Genomic DNA, 15,323 nt, shown 5'->3' with positions numbered 1-15,323 from the left:
GGAGAAAGCCGAGAGCACCCGTCGACCCCTCTGTCACGTCGATCCGCCGGGTCCACCGCTTCCGCTCGCGCCTGCTCCGCGGGGTCGCGGCGCGTCAGGGCGCGACGGGAGGCGGAGCCGGCGGCGGACCTGCACGAGCGGCCACCGCAACGGGCATGGCCCCGTACGTCGCCCCCAGGGTGACGGTGGCCACGAGGCCGTCGAGCTCGCACGCGAGCACCTGTGCCCCCACGGTCGCGGCGACCTGCGCGGCGCGCTCGCACGGCACGCCTGCGACGGCACCGGATGCCGCGTCGGCGGCCGCGAGCGCGGCGGCGTCGGCGGCGCCCGACAGTCGCTGACTCCACACCGCGGCCGATCCGACGGCCAGCAGCGAGGCGCCCAGCAGCATGCTGGATGCGAGCACGCCGACGACGGCGACCGTCCCGGGCATCAGCGGGCCTCGCCCACGGCGCACGCGGTCGCACGCAGCTCACCGAGCGGCAGGGGCAGGCCCGCCGGCGCGGTGGCGGTAACGCATACGAGGTCGCCATCGGAGCCGATGGCCGCGGCGGCACCGGTGACCGCGCGGGACACGGCATCCTGCACGCGTGCGTCACCCTCACCCCGCGCCGCCAGCCGTGCGCCCTGCGCCGCGCCCTGCTCGAGGCGAACCTGACGCGACGCGGCCGTGAGCGCTCCGAGCAGAAGAGCGCAGACGACGACCACCGCAGGCAGGGCGACCGCGAGCTCGGCGGAGGCCGAGCCTCGGTCGTCCCACCGGCGGCGGTTCATCAGGCCACCGTGAGTGCGCGGCGCACGAGATCGGTGAGGATGCCGCGCACCTCGTCGGAGCGCATGATCACCACCAGCAGGCCCGCGAAAGCGACAGCGGCCATGGTGGCGACGGCGTACTCCGCTGTCGCGGCGCCGGTCTCGTCGGCGAGCAGCCGCGCCGCGCGGCCGCGTGTGAGGACGGGGATCGGGGCGGATGTTCTTCGGGTCATGATGCTCCTTGTCATGTGGTGTCGGTCGGGCACGGGTCAGAGCGAGAGCGGCGTGGCGGCCAGCACGCCGAGGATCATCGGGGCGACCCCGAGCAGCAGGAAGGCCGGCAGGGTGCAGATGCCGAGCGGCAGCAGCAGCCGGGCCGACAGTCGCGCGGCCCGCAGTCGTCCGTCGACGCGGGACCGGTGGCGGGCATGCGCGGCGGCCGCGCGCAGCAGTTCCACCGCCGGAGCGCCCGCGGTGCGCGACAGGGCCAGCACGGCGTGGGTCCCCGGCTCTGCGGCGATCCCGGTGGCGGTGACCAGCTCCCGGGCGCGCGGGATCGATGCCCCGCCGGCGAGTGCGACGGCGAACAGCTCCGCATCGAGGCCGGGGACACCGGGCGGCGCCTGTGCACGGGAGACCAGCCGTGCGGTCCACCGATGCGCCGCGAGCATGAGCAGCAAGCCCGCCACGACGGCGGCCGCCCCGAGCGGCTGCGTGAAGACGACCCCGACGGCGTCGAAGCCGAGGGCGGCGCCGAGGGCGACGGCGACCAGAGGCAGCCAGGCGATGAGACGCGCAGTGGCGACAGGCTCCGCGAGCGCGACGCGCACGTCGTCCGCAGCCGATTGCGCGTCGCGCAGCGCCTCGGCGACCGCCCGCAGGCTCACTGCCAGCGGCGCACCGACGGTGGTCGCCACCGACCACGCATCGGCCACATGCCGCCAGGTCGCACCCGCCGAAGCGATCGCCGCAGGAAGTGCGGCACCGTCGTCCACCCGTGCGCAGACATCGGCCGCGACCCGGTCGCCGGCTGCCGCGAGGTGCTGCCACGCGCGTTGCGGGGTGATGCCCGCCTGCAGCAGCACCGCCAGCTGGAGCACGGTCGCCGCGGCGGCATCCTCATCGGCGATGGTCGGTCGACGACGACGACGCCAGATCATCGCGGCACCGCCTCGAGCGACAGCCCGTTGCCGGCCAGCACCGGACGCGCTATCGCGGTGACCTTGCGCACCCCGTCGCGCCCGCGACCGACGTGCACGATGCAGCCGAGTGCGCTGACCGCCTGCCGCGCGATCGCGCGCTCGTCCATCCCCGCCAGGGCGCCCAGGGCCTCGAGGCGGGCGGGGACGTCGCCCATGCTGCCGGCGTGGAGCGTTCCCGCTCCCCCGTGATGGCCGGTGTTCAGCGCGGTCAGCAACTCACGCACCTCCTGGCCACGGCACTCCCCCACCACCAGCCGGTCCGGCCGCATGCGCAGCGCTTCGCGCACGAGGCGCGCCAGCGATACCCCGCCGGCGCCTTCGAGGTTGGGCTGGCGCGCTTCCAGCCGAACGTGGTGCGGGTGGCGCAACCGGAGCTCCGCGACGTCCTCGATCGTCACGATGCGCTCCGCGTGCGGCACCCGGTCGAGCATCGCTGCCAGCAGGGTGGTCTTGCCTGCGCCGGTCGCGCCGGTGATGAGCACGTTCACCCGCTCGTCGACCACCGCGTCGAGCAGTTCGCGCATGCGCGCATCGAACATGCCCCGCTGCTGCAGCGCGTCGAGGTCGGGAACCGTGGCCGCGGGCGCGCGCACCGAGATGATCGTGCCGCCGCGCGACACCGGGGGGAGGACGGCGTGCACCCGCAGCCCGCCGTCGAGCCGGACGTCGACGCAGGGCGTCGCATCGTCGAGATGACGTCCGCCGAGCGCGATGAGGTCGACCGCCAGCGCCCGCACCTCGGGTTCCTCGGCGCTCCAGTCCGCCACCCGCTCCGCGCCCCGACCGCGGTCGACGAACAGCCCGTGCGCACCGTTGACGAACAGGTCGGTGACGGCCGGGTCTGCCAGGTGGGGCACGAGCGGTGCCAGCGCGGCATCGGCGGGGAGCCGGCGACGGGCCGGCGATGCCACGGCTCGGGTCACCTGCGGCTGCGACGCTGTCGACCGGCGCGGCCGGGGAACGCCGGCGACCGGCGGCGGTGGCGGGACGACGGCATTCGCACCGGCGCCTCCCCCGACCGGGGACGCCGACAACGGCGCGATCGGCACGCTCGGCACGATCGGCGCCGCGAGGACGGGACGTGCGGCGTCCGGCAGCGCTCGCAGTGGCAGCGGGGCGCGCTCCTCGACCACTGCCGCCTCGGGGCGGCGGGATCGGACGACGAACGCGCTGGTCATGGCCCGACGCTAAGTCGCGTCACGCGCTCCGCATCGTCTCATCGGGCGATCGGTGGAAGACACGCCGATCCCCCGCGGTTGGGGAGAGGCCGGGTGAAAGAGGTGGCGGCATCCCATGGGGGGGATGGGATGCCGCCGGACAACGAACCCGTCCGGGGGGGGGGAATGGACGGGCGTTGCATTCGCCAGAATCAGAAATTCGGCCGTTCCCGACTCTACGCGGCCGATCGAGCGTCACCAAAAGGGCACGTACCCGGGCGCGGCGGTTTGTCGCCTCCGTGCACCGGCACCCACTATCGGCGGTAGTCGCCTGTCGGAGACGGTCAATAGAGTGACGCGGGATGACGGTCGAACCGTCACGCCGACCCGCAAAGGAGCGCGCCGAGATGAGCAGCCAGATCGACCACCTGCTGAACGAGACGCGGCGGTTCGCCCCGCCGGCGGACTTCGCCGCCGACGCGGTGGCGACCGCCGAGCTGTACCGGCAGGCCGCCGCCGACCGCGAGGGGTTCTGGGCCGACCAGGCCCGCGAGCTGCTGCACTGGCACACCCCCTTCACCGAGGTGCTGGACTGGACCAATCCGCCCTTCGCACGGTGGTTCGGCGACGGCGAGCTGAACGTCGCCTACAACTGCCTCGACCGGCACGTCGAGGCCGGCAACGGCGACCGCGTCGCCCTGCTGTGGGAGGGTGAGCCCGGCGACGAGCGCCGTGTGACCTACGGCGAACTGACCGACGAGGTCAAGCGCCTCGCCAACGTGCTGACCGGGCTGGGCATCGAGGCCGGCGACCGTGTCGCCATCTACATGCCGATGATCCCCGAGGCCATCGCCGCCATGCTCGCCGTCGCCCGTGTCGGCGCGATCCACTCCGTCGTGTTCGGCGGTTTCTCCGCCGACAGCCTTCGCGCCCGCATCGACGACGCGGGTGCGAAGCTCGTCATCACCGCCGACGGCGGCTACCGCAAGGGCAAGGTCTCGCCCCTCAAGCCCGCCGTCGACATGGCGCTGGCCGACCGCAACGGCTCGGGCCGTCAGGAGACCGTCGAGCACGTGCTCGTGGTGCGTCGCGGCGGCAACGACGTGGAGTGGACCGAAGGACGCGACCTGTGGTGGCACGACGTCGTCGCCGGCGCCTCCGCCGAGCACGAGGCGCAGCCCTTCCCCGCCGAGAACCCGCTGTTCATCCTCTACACCTCCGGCACGACCGGAAAGCCGAAGGGGATCCTCCACACCTCGGCCGGCTACCTGACGCAGGCCACCTTCACGCACCGGGTCGTACACGACATCCACCCCGAGAAGGACGTCTTCTGGTGCACCGCCGACATCGGCTGGGTCACCGGCCACTCGTACGTGGCATACGGCCCGCTGGCCAATGGCACGACCCAGGTGCTCTATGAAGGCACCCCCGACACACCGCACCCCGGCCGGTGGTGGGAGCTGGTGGAGAAGTACAAGGTCAGCATCCTCTACACCGCGCCGACGGCGATCCGGTCGTTCATGAAGATCGGGCGTGCGGTGCCCCAGCAGTTCGATCTCTCGTCTTTGCGGCTGCTGGGATCGGTCGGCGAACCCATCAACCCCGAGGCGTGGATGTGGTACCGCAAGGTGATCGGTGGGAAGACCGCCCCCATCGTCGACACCTGGTGGCAGACCGAGACCGGCGCGATCATGATCTCCGCCCTCCCGGGCGTCACCGAGACCAAGCCGGGGTCGGCGCAGGTGGCCCTCCCGGGCATCTCCATCGACGTCGTGGACGAGGACGGCGCCCACGTCGGCAACGGCAACGGGGGGCTGCTCGTCGTGACCGAGCCCTGGCCGAGCATGCTGCGCGGCATCTGGGGCGACCCGGACCGGTTCGTGGAGACCTACTGGGACAAGTTCCGCAAGCAGGGCTACTACTTCGCCGGCGATGGCGCGCGCCTGGACGACGACGGCGACGTGTGGCTGATGGGCCGCGTCGACGACGTCATGAACATCTCAGGGCACCGCCTGTCGACGACGGAGATCGAATCGGCGCTGGTCGCCAACGAGGCGGTCGCCGAATCCGCCGTCGTCGGGGCCTCCGACGAGACCACGGGCCAGGCGGTGGTCGCGTTCGTCATCATCAAGCAGAGCTACCTCTCCGCGCATTCGCCCGAGGGCCTCGCCGGAAGCCTGCGTGCCTGGGTGGGTGAGCAGATCGGCCCGATCGCCCGCCCCCGCGACGTCTACATCGTGGGCGAACTGCCGAAGACCCGCTCCGGCAAGATCATGCGTCGCCTGCTGCGTGACGTCGCCGAAGGACGCGAGGTGGGCGACACCACGACGCTCGCCGACACCATGGTCATGAGCGTCATCTCCGCACAGGTGAAGTGAGCCGGACGGCGGCGCTCAGTCGATCGGAGCGCTGATCGCCGCCATCCGGTGCCGTGCCGTACGGAACGCCTCGGGGTCGATCTGCACGACCCCGTCGACCTCCCGAGCGAAGCGCTGCACCTCGTCGCCGAGCATGATGGAGAACGACACGGTGAGACGCGCCTCGGTCTGATGGTCGGCGTCGGCGAGCCGTGCACGCTCCGGATGCCGGTCGAGCCAGTCCGCGACGACGGCGATGAGGCGCTCGCGGCTCTCATGGCTGGACCACGAGACCCTGCTCGTCGTGCCCGGTTCGCGTGCGAAGAGTGCGAATCGGCGACTGGTCACCTCGTCGTCGGCCTGGCCGAGTACCGACTCCATGACGATGAGGCTCGCCGCACGGACGAGATCATCCGGGTACCGGTCGAGGATGCGCTCCGTGAGTTCGGGATCGTAATCGAGCGCCGACCCGAAGATGGCCTGCTCCAGCGAGGAGAAGTAGTTGAAGAACGTGCTGCGCGAGACCATCGCCGCTTCGCAGACGCGTTCCACGGTGACCGCGGCCACCCCCTCCGCGTAGGCGATGTCCACTGCTGCGCGTTCCATCGCGCGCCTCGACGCGCGCCTCTTGCGCTCCCGCAATCCCTCGGGCATCCGGCCTCCTCGGTTCGAGCATCCACTGTACGCCGGGCTGATTTGTGCTCAACTTTGTACGGAGTCCATACTTGGCCTAAAACCACAGAAAGGCCGTGCATGTCACCGCGGACGCGCCCCCATCCCCTCGCCACCCGAGCCCGAGTCACCGGGGCGATCATCAGCGTCGCAGGGCTGGTCCTGATGACCGTGCCGACGGCGGCCCACGCCGACGTCGGCACCACGTATCCGGTCACCGTCGTCGTCAGCATCGACGACGGAGCCTCCCCCGCTCCGCTCGCAGGCGTGCAGGTCACCGTGCGGGACCCGTACGGCGACGGCCCCGGCCTCGCCGAGGGTACGACCGGCCCCGACGGCGCGGTGCTGCTCGAGGTCGAGAGCGACGCGTCGCAGGCTGTGGTGGATGCCGTCTGGCCCGGCGCCGCCGGCGACCTCGAGCAGACGAAGATGCGCACAGAGTTCGCGCTGGCCGCACCGGATCCGGTCGCCGTCACCTTCCGCGGCGACTACGGGACGATCGCCGGGACCGCCGCCGCCACGGCGGACGGCGAGCCGATGAGCGATCTCAGCGGCGCAGTGCTGGTCGTCTCCAGCGGCGGCATCACGGTGCAGCGGATCCCGCTCGCCGCTGACGGCTCGTTCACCGGCGGCACCCTGCCGACGTCCTCGGCCGACGACTACAGCGTCTCGCTGATCCCCCCGCACGGTTACGCCCTCGCGCCGGACCAGCCCGCCGCGAACCCGCCGTTCGCACTGCCGCGCGGCGACTCCGGCCCCGCTGCGCTGACCGTCGATCGCACCTTCGCGCTGGCAGCACAGGGCCCGGCCCCGACCCCGACCCCGACGCCGGTGCCCACACCGACGCCCGACCCGAGTCCGACGCCCACCCCGGCTCCGACGCCGGATCCGACGCCCGCCCCGGCTCCGGCTCCGGCGCCCGCGCCCGCCCCGGCTCCGGCGCCCGCGCCCGCCCCTGCTCCCGCCCCCACGCCTGATCCGCCGTCGTCCCCCGCGCCACTGGCTCTGGGCGGCGCCTCTGCGCTCGGGCCGGCGCTCAGCGACATCTCCGAAGGCGGCCTGGACCAACTGCTCGCCCAGACCGCAACACCCAACGACACCGTGCCGCTGGTCAACGATGTGGGCCAGGTCCTCGGCCTCGCCTGGCAGGTGGCGGCGGCGCAGGCGCCCGCGCTCCGCCAGGCACAGGCCCCCGTGCTCGCCGCGATGGGGTCGGGCGCCGGTTCGGTCTCGCTCGCCGGGATCAACATCGCGTCGATCGATCTCGAGACGGCACTGATGATGGTGCAGTCGCAGCGCGCCACGCAACTCGAACAGCAGCTGGCCGCACAGATCACGGACGTGCAGGCACGCAACCAGAGGATCGGCCTGATGAACGAGGCCCTGAACGCCCTGAACGCATATCTGGCCTCACCGACCGACCGCGCCTTCGCCGCCGCCGTCGCCGCCGCGAAAGCCAGCGGCGCCGTGCATCCGTTCATCGATGCGACCGCCGCGAACGCACGGCCGCACGCGGAGGCCCTCCGCGTGGTGCTGATGACCGAGATGGACTCCGCCGCCAACAGCCAGCAGATGGACATGCTCCGCCTGCAGAGCCTCAGCAACAGGCGCAACGAGGCCTTCGACGTCATGACGAACTTCGTCAAGAAGATGCAGGATTCCCGCTCGAACATCATCGGCAACATGCGCTCCACACCGGTGGCGATCGGAACAGTGCAGTGGGACCGCGGCACCGTCACCGGCTCGTTCGACCTGGGTGCTGTGCCCAGCGGCGCGCACCACCTCATCCTCGACTACCGCGACCTGGGCATCGTGCTGATCTCGGACGTCACCGTGCAGCGCGACGAGCTCGCGGTGACCGCGCAGCGCGACCAGCTCGCGGTGACCGGCGGTGCGGTCACCCCGCCGGCGGCAGCCGGCCTCGGCCTGCTGGTCGGCGGCGCGGTCCTCTTCACCGTGGCATCCGTGCTGCGCCGTCGCACCCCCATGGCGGTCTGAGCGACGACCTTCCGCACACAGGAGAAATCCCCGGGACAGGACAATTCATGCCGAAACGTCCTGTCCCGGGGATTCTGCCTGCGCCCGGGGGCGGCGTACCCACCCGCCCGCAGCAGGGCCACCCGGCGCCCCTCAGGCGAGGGTGAAGACGACCTCGACCTCGACCGGGCTGTCCAGCGGCAGCACCGGAACCCCGACAGCGGAGCGGGCGTGCCGTCCGGCGTCGCCGAAGATCTCGCCGAGCACCTCGCTGGCGCCGTTGACGACGCCGGGCTGACCGGTGAACTCCGGCACGGATGCCACGAACGCGGTGACCTTCAGCACTCCCGTGAGCCGGTCCACACCGCCCGCGGCGGCCGCGGCGGCCGCCACCGCGTTGAGCGCGCACTGCCGCGCGTAGGCGGCGGCATCCGCTGCCGGCACCAGGCCGTGGCCGTCGCCGACCTTTCCGGTCGCCGGCAGAGCGCCCGACACCATCGGGAGCTGCCCTGCCGTGTACACCAGGTCTCCGTGAACCTTCGCGGGGACGTATGCCGCGACCGGGGGCACCACCGAGGGAAGCTCGATGCCGAGTTCACTCAGACGCGCGGAGACGCTCATGCGCCCTCTCCTTCGAACTGTCGGGCTGCCTGCGCTGCGGCGCCCAGCCCGGCGTTGTCGGACCCGCCGCCGACGGGCCGCTTCAGATAGGCGACGAGCCCGCCTTCGGGCCCGGTCACCACCTGCACCAGCTCCCACCCCTGCTTGCCCCAGTTGTTGAGGATGGCGGCGGTGTTGTGGATCAGCAGGGGGGTGGTGAGGTATTCCCACGTGGTCATCGGGGCTCCGTGTCTCGGTCGTGGGGCGGTCCCTCACTCGTCCGGGCGTCACGACGCACGGGTGTCCTGTCGGGACTTTCCCCAGGGTTCTGGCCTAGCATCAAGCCTATGCCCCACAAGAAACGGACAGCCAGCGGCGTGCTCGGCGGACTCCTGGGACTGGTCGGACTCAGCACCGTCGCAGGCATCCTCGTCACCGCCACGGTCACCCCCGCGATCGCCGTCTCCGGTTACGCCGCGAGCAACGCGATCTCGATGTTCGACAACATGCCGAGCTATCTCGAGATCGACGACCTCATGGAGGCCACGGAGATCTACGCCACGGTGAACGACCAGCCGCAGCTGCTCGCGCGTTTCTACGACCAGAACCGCGTGCCGCTCGAGTTCGACCAGATCAGCCCCCTCGTCTATGACGCGGTGCTGTCCAGTGAGGACAAGAACTTCTACCGCCACGGCGGGGTCGACCTCGCCGGCACGATGAGCGCGGTGCTCGCCAACGTCCGCGGCACCTCGAGCCGCGGTGGCTCGTCGATCAGCCAGCAGTACGTCAAGAACATCCTCGTGCAGCGTTGCGAAGAGGATGCGGCATCCGACGAGGAACGTGACGCCTGCTACTGGGAGGCGACCAACTCCGACGTCTCCGAGGGCGGCCTGCAGCGCAAGCTCCAGGAGATGCGCTACGCGATCCAGCTCGAGAAGAGCTACACGAAGGACGAGATCCTTCTCGGCTACCTCAACATCGTCAACTTCGGCGGCCAGAACTACGGCATCGGCGCCGCGGCGAAGTACTACTTCGGCGTGGATGCCGCGAACCTCTCGCTGAGCCAGGCTGCGACCCTCGCCGGGATGGTGCAGGAACCCAACGGCTACCGCATCGATCGTCCGGACAGCGAGACGAACGGTGAGGCGAACGGCTACGCCAAGACGCTGAATCGTCGCGATTACGTCCTCGACCGCATGCTGGCCGACGGCAAGATCACCAAGGAAGAGCACGCGGCTGCCTCCGCGGAGCCGATCACGCCGAACATCACCCCCACCGACCAGGGTTGCCAGATGGCCGGCGGCTCGGCCTACTTCTGCGACCTGGTGCGCACCACGGTCGAGAACGACCCCGTCTTCGGTGAGACGCCCGACGAGCGCAAGCAGAACCTGCGGCGCGGCGGCTACCGCATCTATACGACTCTGGACCTCGGGCTGCAGATTCCCGCCGAGGAGGCGATCTCGATCGTCCCCGCCACGATGGAGGGCATCGAGCTCGGCTCGACCGGTGTGCAGATCGAGGTGGGCACCGGGCGCGTGCTCTCGATGGTGCAGAACACGCGCTATTCGCAGTCGGCCGCGCAGCTGGAGGCCGACCGGTCGTTCTCGTCGATCAACTTCAACACCCGCAAGGCCAACGGTGGATCCAACGGCTTCAACGTCGGATCCACCTACAAGGTGTTCACGCTGCTGGACTGGCTCGAGAAGGGCCACTCGATCAACGAGGTCCTCAACGGCCGTGTGCGCACGTTCAACATCGACCGCGGGTGCGGCCAGGGCGTGCAGCCGGTCGACGGCGTGCGGATCGGCAACTTCGAAGACTCGCGCGGCTACACCGCTACCCCCTTCCAGTTCACCGCGGACTCCCTCAACAGCGGATTCTTCGCCATGGCCGAGAAGCTGACGGTCTGCGACGTGAACAAGGTGGCGGACCGCCTCGGAGTGACGCTCGCCGACGGCCACAAGACGTATGAGGCCGACGCCTCCTACCCTGACCTCAACGCGCCGTACTCGATCCTCGGCTCGATGAACATCGCCCCGATCGACATGGCCGGCGTGTACGCGACCATCGCCTCGGGCGGCATCTACTGCCAGCCGAAGGTCATCGACAGGATCACCAACTCCAAGGGCGAGGAGCTTCCGCTGCCGGAAACCACCTGCTCGCGCGTGCTCGATGAGTCGGTGGCGAACACCGCCGCCTACGTCCTGCAGAACGTGCTGGCGAACGGCTCCGCGACACCGTCGCGCACCTTCGACGGCGTGCCCCTCATCGGCAAGACCGGTATCCACCAGCAGTTCCAGACGTGGATGATCGGCAGCTCGACGAAGGTCGCCAGCGCCGTGTGGGTCGGCAACGTCATCGGCGAGTCCGAGCTGAACAGGCTGTGGGCCAACGGGTACCCGCTGTGGCGCATGCGTCACGCGATCTGGCCGGAGCTGCAGCGCGCAGCGAACGCCAAGTACGGCGGCGACCAGTTCCCCGGTCCCGACGCGAACCTGTCCCGGCGCGTGTACGCCGACCTGCCGAATGTCGTCGGTCTCACGGTTGAGCAGGCCACCGACGTCATCCAGGATGCCGGGTTCAGCGTCATCGTCGGCGACCCTGTCGACGGCGTCGAGCCCGCCGGCACCGTCACCGTGCAGGATCCCGGCCCCGGCCGGGTTCCCGGTGGCACGACCGTGACGATCCGCCCCAGCAATGGTCAGGGGATCGCCGTGCCGACCGTGGCGGGGATGAGCGCGGACAAGGCCCGCGACGCCCTGCGCAGCGCCGGGTTCACGGCCATCACGCCCTGTCCCGCGCCGACTCCGCCCGGCGACGATGACGACGACGAAGACGCGCGTCCGCCCAGCCAGCCCAAGGTCACCGGCACCGACCCGGCGGCGGGAACGGTCACCGGTCGCTCCGCGCAGATCACTCTGATCTGTGGCTGACCGGGGCAGCGCCCCGCGCAGCGCCCTCACCGCCTTCGCGGCGGTGGGGGCGCTGGGCGCCGCCGCAGCCGTGTGGGGCATCGGCATCGAACGGCACCTGTACACGGTGCGGCGGCACGAGCTCGCTGTGCTCCCCCCGGGAACCCGCCCACTGCGCGTGCTGCACGTCTCCGACGCGCACATGGCGCCCTGGCAGCGGCGCAAGCAGCGCTGGATCGCGTCGCTGATCGACCTGCAGCCGGACCTCGTGGTCAACACCGGTGACAACCTGGGTCACATCGACGGGCTGCGCGGCGTCCGCGAAGCCTTTGCTCCCTTCGCCGGCATCCCGGGTGTCTTCGTGCACGGCTCCAACGACCTGGCCGCCCCGAGCCCACGCAACCCGCTGCGCTATTTCATGGGGCCGTCCGACAAGCCGCGCAGCCCCGAGCGCCTCGACACCGACGCGCTCGACGCGTTCTTCACCGACGAGCTCGGCTGGGCGGACCTCAACAACACCGCGACGACGCTGGATGCCGGGGGCATCGGCATCCGCGCCTTCGGCGTGAGCGACGCACACCGCGACTGGGACGACCTCGACGCGGTCGATGCCGCGCTCGTGGGGATGCCGCGGGCCGACCTCGACCTCGGGGTCACCCACGCCCCCTACCGGCGCGTCCTCGACGATTTCACCGCCCACGGGGCGGACCTGCTCATCGCCGGGCACACCCACGGCGGGCAGGTGCGCATCCCCGGCTCGCCCGCCGCGCTGGTGGCCAACTGCGACATCCCGCTGCGACAGGCACGCGGGCTCAGCTCCTGGACCGCTGCCGCGCGCACCGTGCCGCTGAACGTGAGCGCGGGCATCGGCCACTCGATCTACGCCCCCGTGCGCTTCGGATGCCGGCCGGAGGCGTCGCTGCTCACGCTCGTCCCGCGGGCATGACCGCCGGAATGCCGTGTGCGCGGCGCGCCCGCGATGCACACCGGTTCGGAGCATCGCCTCTGATCGGGTAGGCTAGGAGGGTTGCCACGGGGTGTGGCGCAGCTTGGTAGCGCGCGTCGTTCGGGACGACGAGGCCGCAGGTTCAAATCCTGTCACCCCGACAGCAGAAGGGCTCCACCGCGAGGTGGGGCCCTTCGTGTAGAACGGCCACGCAACACCGAGGAGCCATCATGCCGATCCCCCGCCTCGTCGCGTTCGATCTCGACGACACCCTGGCGCCCTCCAAGAGCGCGATCGACCCCCGCATCGGCGAACTGCTCGTCGAGCTCGCGCGCCGCGTCGAGGTGGCCATCATCTCCGGCGGTCAGCTGCAGCAGTTCCGCTCGCAGGTCGTGGAGAACCTCCCGCCGGCATCTGCCGAGGTGCTGGGGTCTCTGCACCTCATGCCCACCTGCGGCACGCAGTACTACCGCCTGTCCGCGGCCGGCATCGAGACCGTCTATGCGCACAGCCTCACCGACGACGAGAAGACTCGCGCGATGGCTGCGGTGGAGGAAGAGGCGCGGCGTCTGGGCCTGTGGGAGACCGAGACCTGGGGAGACATCCTCGAGGACCGCGGCTCGCAGATCACCTTCTCCGCCCTCGGTCAGACCGCGCCCCTGGATGCCAAGGTCGCGTGGGACCCCACCGGCGAGAAGAAGAACGCCCTGCGCGAGGCGGTCGCTGCCCGCGTTCCCGACCTCGAGGTGCGCTCGGGCGGGTCCACCTCCGTGGACATCACCCACCGCGGCATCGACAAGGCGTACGGCATGCGACAGCTGTCGGAGCAGACCGGCATCGACCTGGACGACATGCTCTTCGTGGGCGACCGCCTCGACCCGGACGGCAACGACTACCCCGTGCTGGCCATGGGCGTCGCCTGCCACGCCGTCGAGGGCTGGGAGGACACCGCCACGTACCTCGAGGGCCTCATCCCCACCCTTCCCGTCCGGGTTTAGTTCCCCCGCCGCGGGCGCCGCGCCCGCCTCGCGGCCTCCCGCGCCGCTCCCCCGCGCCGCCTCGCGGCCCCCCGCGCCGCTCCGGTGTCACGAAGGGCGGGTTCCCCGCGCCTCGACCCACCGTTCGCGACACTCGAAGCGCGCGATGCCCCGCGCGCCCACGCCACGCTCCCCCGCGCCGCTCCGGTGTCGCAAAGGGCGGGTATCCCGCACCGCAAACCCACCGTTCGCGACACTCGAAGCGCGCGACGACCCCGCGCGCTCCCCGCCGCGCGCCCACGCCACGCTCGCCCGCGCCGCTCCGGTGTCGCAAAGGGCGGGTACCCCGCACCGCAACCCACCGTTCGCGACACTCGAAGCGCGCGTCGAAGCGCGCGTCGAAGCGCGCGACGAGGTGCGCGCGCGGCGCGCGCGGCGGCCGCGCACGCGCGGAAGCCCCGGCGCGGGCGACGAACGGCGCGTCAGCCCCGCGCGGGCACCTGCTGCGGGCGCACCGCACGCGTCGGCTGGCCCACCGGCGTGAGCCGCTGCAGCTGCGTGACGTGACGCGGCTCGAGTTCCTCGATGCTCGAGACGCCCAGCAGCGCCATCGTCCGCTCGATCTCGGTGCGGAGGATCTCGATAGTCCGGTCGACACCCGCCCGGCCGCCCGCCATCAGGCCGTACAGGTAGGCGCGGCCGATAAGGGTGAACTTCGCCCCGAGCGCCATCGACGCCACGATGTCGGCACCGTTCATGATGCCCGTGTCGACCATCACGGTGGCATCCTTGCCGACCTCGCGCACGACCTGCGGCAGCAGGTGGAACGGGATCGGGGCACGGTCCAGCTGACGGCCGCCGTGGTTGGAGAGGATGATGCCGTCGACGCCGAGGTCGATCAGCCGCTTGCTGTCCGCGACGTTCTGCACGCCCTTGATGACGATCTTGCCGGGCCAGATGCCGCGGATGATCTCGAGATCGTCGTAGCTGATGGTGGGGTCCATCGCCGCGTTCAGCAGCTCGCCGACCGTGCCGCCGGTGGTCGACAGCGACGCGAACTCGAGCTTCGGGGTGGTGAGGAAGTCGATCCACCACCACGGCCGCGGAATCGCGTTGAGGATCGTACCCAGCGTCAGCTGCGGCGGGATCGAGAACCCGTTGCGCTTGTCGCGCAGGCGCGCCCCGGCGATGGGTGTGTCGACGGTGAACATCAGCGTGTCGAATCCGGCTTCGGCCGCGCGCTTCGCCAGCCCGTACGAGATGTCGCGGTCGCGCATCACGTAGAGCTGGAACCAGTTGCGCCCGTGCGGGTTGGTGGACTTGACGTCCTCGATAGACGTCGTCCCGAGCGTGGAGAGCGTGAACGGGATGCCGGCGGCAGCCGCCGCACCCGCGCCGGCGGTCTCCCCCTCGGTCTGCATCAGTCGAGTGAATCCGGTGGGCGCGATACCGAAGGGCAGCGCCGAGCGTCCGCCCAGGATCTCGACGGACGTGTCGACGTGCTCGGCGGGACGCAGCACATCCGGGTGGAACTCGATGTCCTCGAAGGCCTGACGGGCTCGGGCCAGGGACAGCTCACCCTCGGCCGCGCCATCGGTGTAGTCGAACGCCGCCTTCGGCGTGCGACGCTTGGCGATCTTGCGCAGGTCACCGATGGTCAGGGCACTGTCAAGGCGGCGCTTGGTGGCGTTGAACTCGGGCTTCTTGAACTGCATCAGCTCGAGCAGTTCGGCGGGCTTGGGCAACTGGCGCTGGACCATGGGAGTCCTT

General features: G+C 71.1%; 14 protein-coding genes and 1 tRNA gene. 6 read left to right on the top strand and 9 right to left on the bottom strand.

The annotated features are described in order from the left end of the window. Positions 1-94 precede the first annotated feature (94 nt). Genes QNO26_RS04025 through QNO26_RS04005 form a run of 5 tightly spaced genes read right to left on the bottom strand, consistent with a single transcriptional unit; the run spans position 95 to position 2,878 of the window. A complete protein-coding gene (locus tag QNO26_RS04025; RefSeq protein ID WP_257525879.1) occupies positions 95-433 on the bottom strand; it encodes an Rv3654c family TadE-like protein in 339 nt (112 codons plus the stop codon). Beyond that, a complete protein-coding gene (locus QNO26_RS04020; protein WP_257525880.1) occupies positions 433-774 on the bottom strand; it encodes a TadE family type IV pilus minor pilin in 342 nt (113 codons plus the stop codon). The genes QNO26_RS04025 and QNO26_RS04020 overlap by 1 nt, the downstream gene beginning before the upstream one ends. Next, positions 774-986 (bottom strand): DUF4244 domain-containing protein, encoded by a 213-nt coding sequence (locus tag QNO26_RS04015; protein ID WP_257525881.1) that lies wholly within the window; start codon positions 984-986, stop codon positions 774-776. The genes QNO26_RS04020 and QNO26_RS04015 overlap by 1 nt, the downstream gene beginning before the upstream one ends. Positions 987-1,022: 36 nt before the next feature. Further along, positions 1,023-1,913 (bottom strand): type II secretion system F family protein, encoded by an 891-nt coding sequence (locus QNO26_RS04010; RefSeq protein WP_257525882.1) that lies wholly within the window; start codon positions 1,911-1,913, stop codon positions 1,023-1,025. Beyond that, positions 1,910-2,878, bottom strand: coding sequence for a TadA family conjugal transfer-associated ATPase (locus QNO26_RS04005; protein WP_374679335.1), 969 nt, complete (start codon positions 2,876-2,878; stop codon positions 1,910-1,912). The genes QNO26_RS04010 and QNO26_RS04005 overlap by 4 nt, the downstream gene beginning before the upstream one ends. Positions 2,879-3,519: 641 nt before the next feature. Here QNO26_RS04005 and acs point away from each other — a divergent pair. Next, positions 3,520-5,490, top strand: coding sequence for an acetate--CoA ligase (gene acs, locus QNO26_RS04000; protein WP_257525883.1), 1,971 nt, complete (start codon positions 3,520-3,522; stop codon positions 5,488-5,490). Positions 5,491-5,505: 15 nt separating this feature from the next. Here the strand turns inward: acs and QNO26_RS03995 are convergent, their stop codons facing one another. Further along, positions 5,506-6,075, bottom strand: a complete 570-nt coding sequence (locus tag QNO26_RS03995; protein WP_257525884.1) for a TetR/AcrR family transcriptional regulator — start codon at positions 6,073-6,075, stop codon at positions 5,506-5,508. Positions 6,076-6,306: 231 nt separating this feature from the next. Between QNO26_RS03995 and QNO26_RS03990 the strand changes: the two genes are divergently transcribed. Further along, on the top strand, positions 6,307-8,139 hold the full coding sequence (locus tag QNO26_RS03990; RefSeq protein ID WP_257525990.1) for a hypothetical protein: 1,833 nt from the start codon (positions 6,307-6,309) through the stop codon (positions 8,137-8,139). A gap of 132 nt (positions 8,140-8,271) precedes the next feature. Here QNO26_RS03990 and QNO26_RS03985 read toward each other — a convergent pair whose 3' ends face one another. Together QNO26_RS03985 and sp36 are read right to left on the bottom strand one after the other, a co-directional pair. Next, positions 8,272-8,739: a RidA family protein gene (locus QNO26_RS03985; protein ID WP_257525885.1), complete on the bottom strand. Its 468-nt coding sequence runs from the start codon at positions 8,737-8,739 to the stop codon at positions 8,272-8,274. Next, complete coding sequence (gene sp36 / locus QNO26_RS03980) at positions 8,736-8,957, bottom strand: Sp36 family protein (protein WP_257525886.1); 222 nt, start codon at positions 8,955-8,957, stop codon at positions 8,736-8,738. Before sp36 ends, QNO26_RS03985 begins: the two co-directional genes overlap by 4 nt. 108 nt (positions 8,958-9,065) lie before the next feature. Between sp36 and QNO26_RS03975 the strand changes: the two genes are divergently transcribed. From QNO26_RS03975 to QNO26_RS03960, 4 genes are all read left to right on the top strand, one after another. Beyond that, on the top strand, positions 9,066-11,651 hold the full coding sequence (locus QNO26_RS03975) for a transglycosylase domain-containing protein (RefSeq protein ID WP_257525887.1): 2,586 nt from the start codon (positions 9,066-9,068) through the stop codon (positions 11,649-11,651). Further along, complete coding sequence (locus tag QNO26_RS03970) at positions 11,644-12,576, top strand: metallophosphoesterase (RefSeq protein ID WP_257525888.1); 933 nt, start codon at positions 11,644-11,646, stop codon at positions 12,574-12,576. Before QNO26_RS03975 ends, QNO26_RS03970 begins: the two co-directional genes overlap by 8 nt. An 87-nt stretch (positions 12,577-12,663) precedes the next feature. Next, a tRNA-Pro gene (locus QNO26_RS03965) sits at positions 12,664-12,737 on the top strand. A 69-nt stretch (positions 12,738-12,806) separates the two neighbouring features. Beyond that, a complete protein-coding gene (locus tag QNO26_RS03960; RefSeq protein ID WP_257525889.1) occupies positions 12,807-13,574 on the top strand; it encodes an HAD-IIB family hydrolase in 768 nt (255 codons plus the stop codon). A 461-nt stretch (positions 13,575-14,035) separates the two neighbouring features. Here the strand turns inward: QNO26_RS03960 and QNO26_RS03955 are convergent, their stop codons facing one another. Continuing rightward, entirely contained in the window at positions 14,036-15,313 is a 1,278-nt protein-coding gene (locus tag QNO26_RS03955) for an alpha-hydroxy acid oxidase (protein WP_257525890.1), read from the bottom strand. Positions 15,314-15,323: the final 10 nt, after the last annotated feature.

Source organism: Microbacterium sp. zg-Y1090 (assembly GCF_030246945.1).
GTDB lineage: Bacteria > Actinomycetota > Actinomycetes > Actinomycetales > Microbacteriaceae > Microbacterium > Microbacterium wangruii.
The sequence above is the reverse complement of the archived record's forward strand: the minus strand, read 5'-3'. Positions and strand labels throughout refer to the sequence as shown.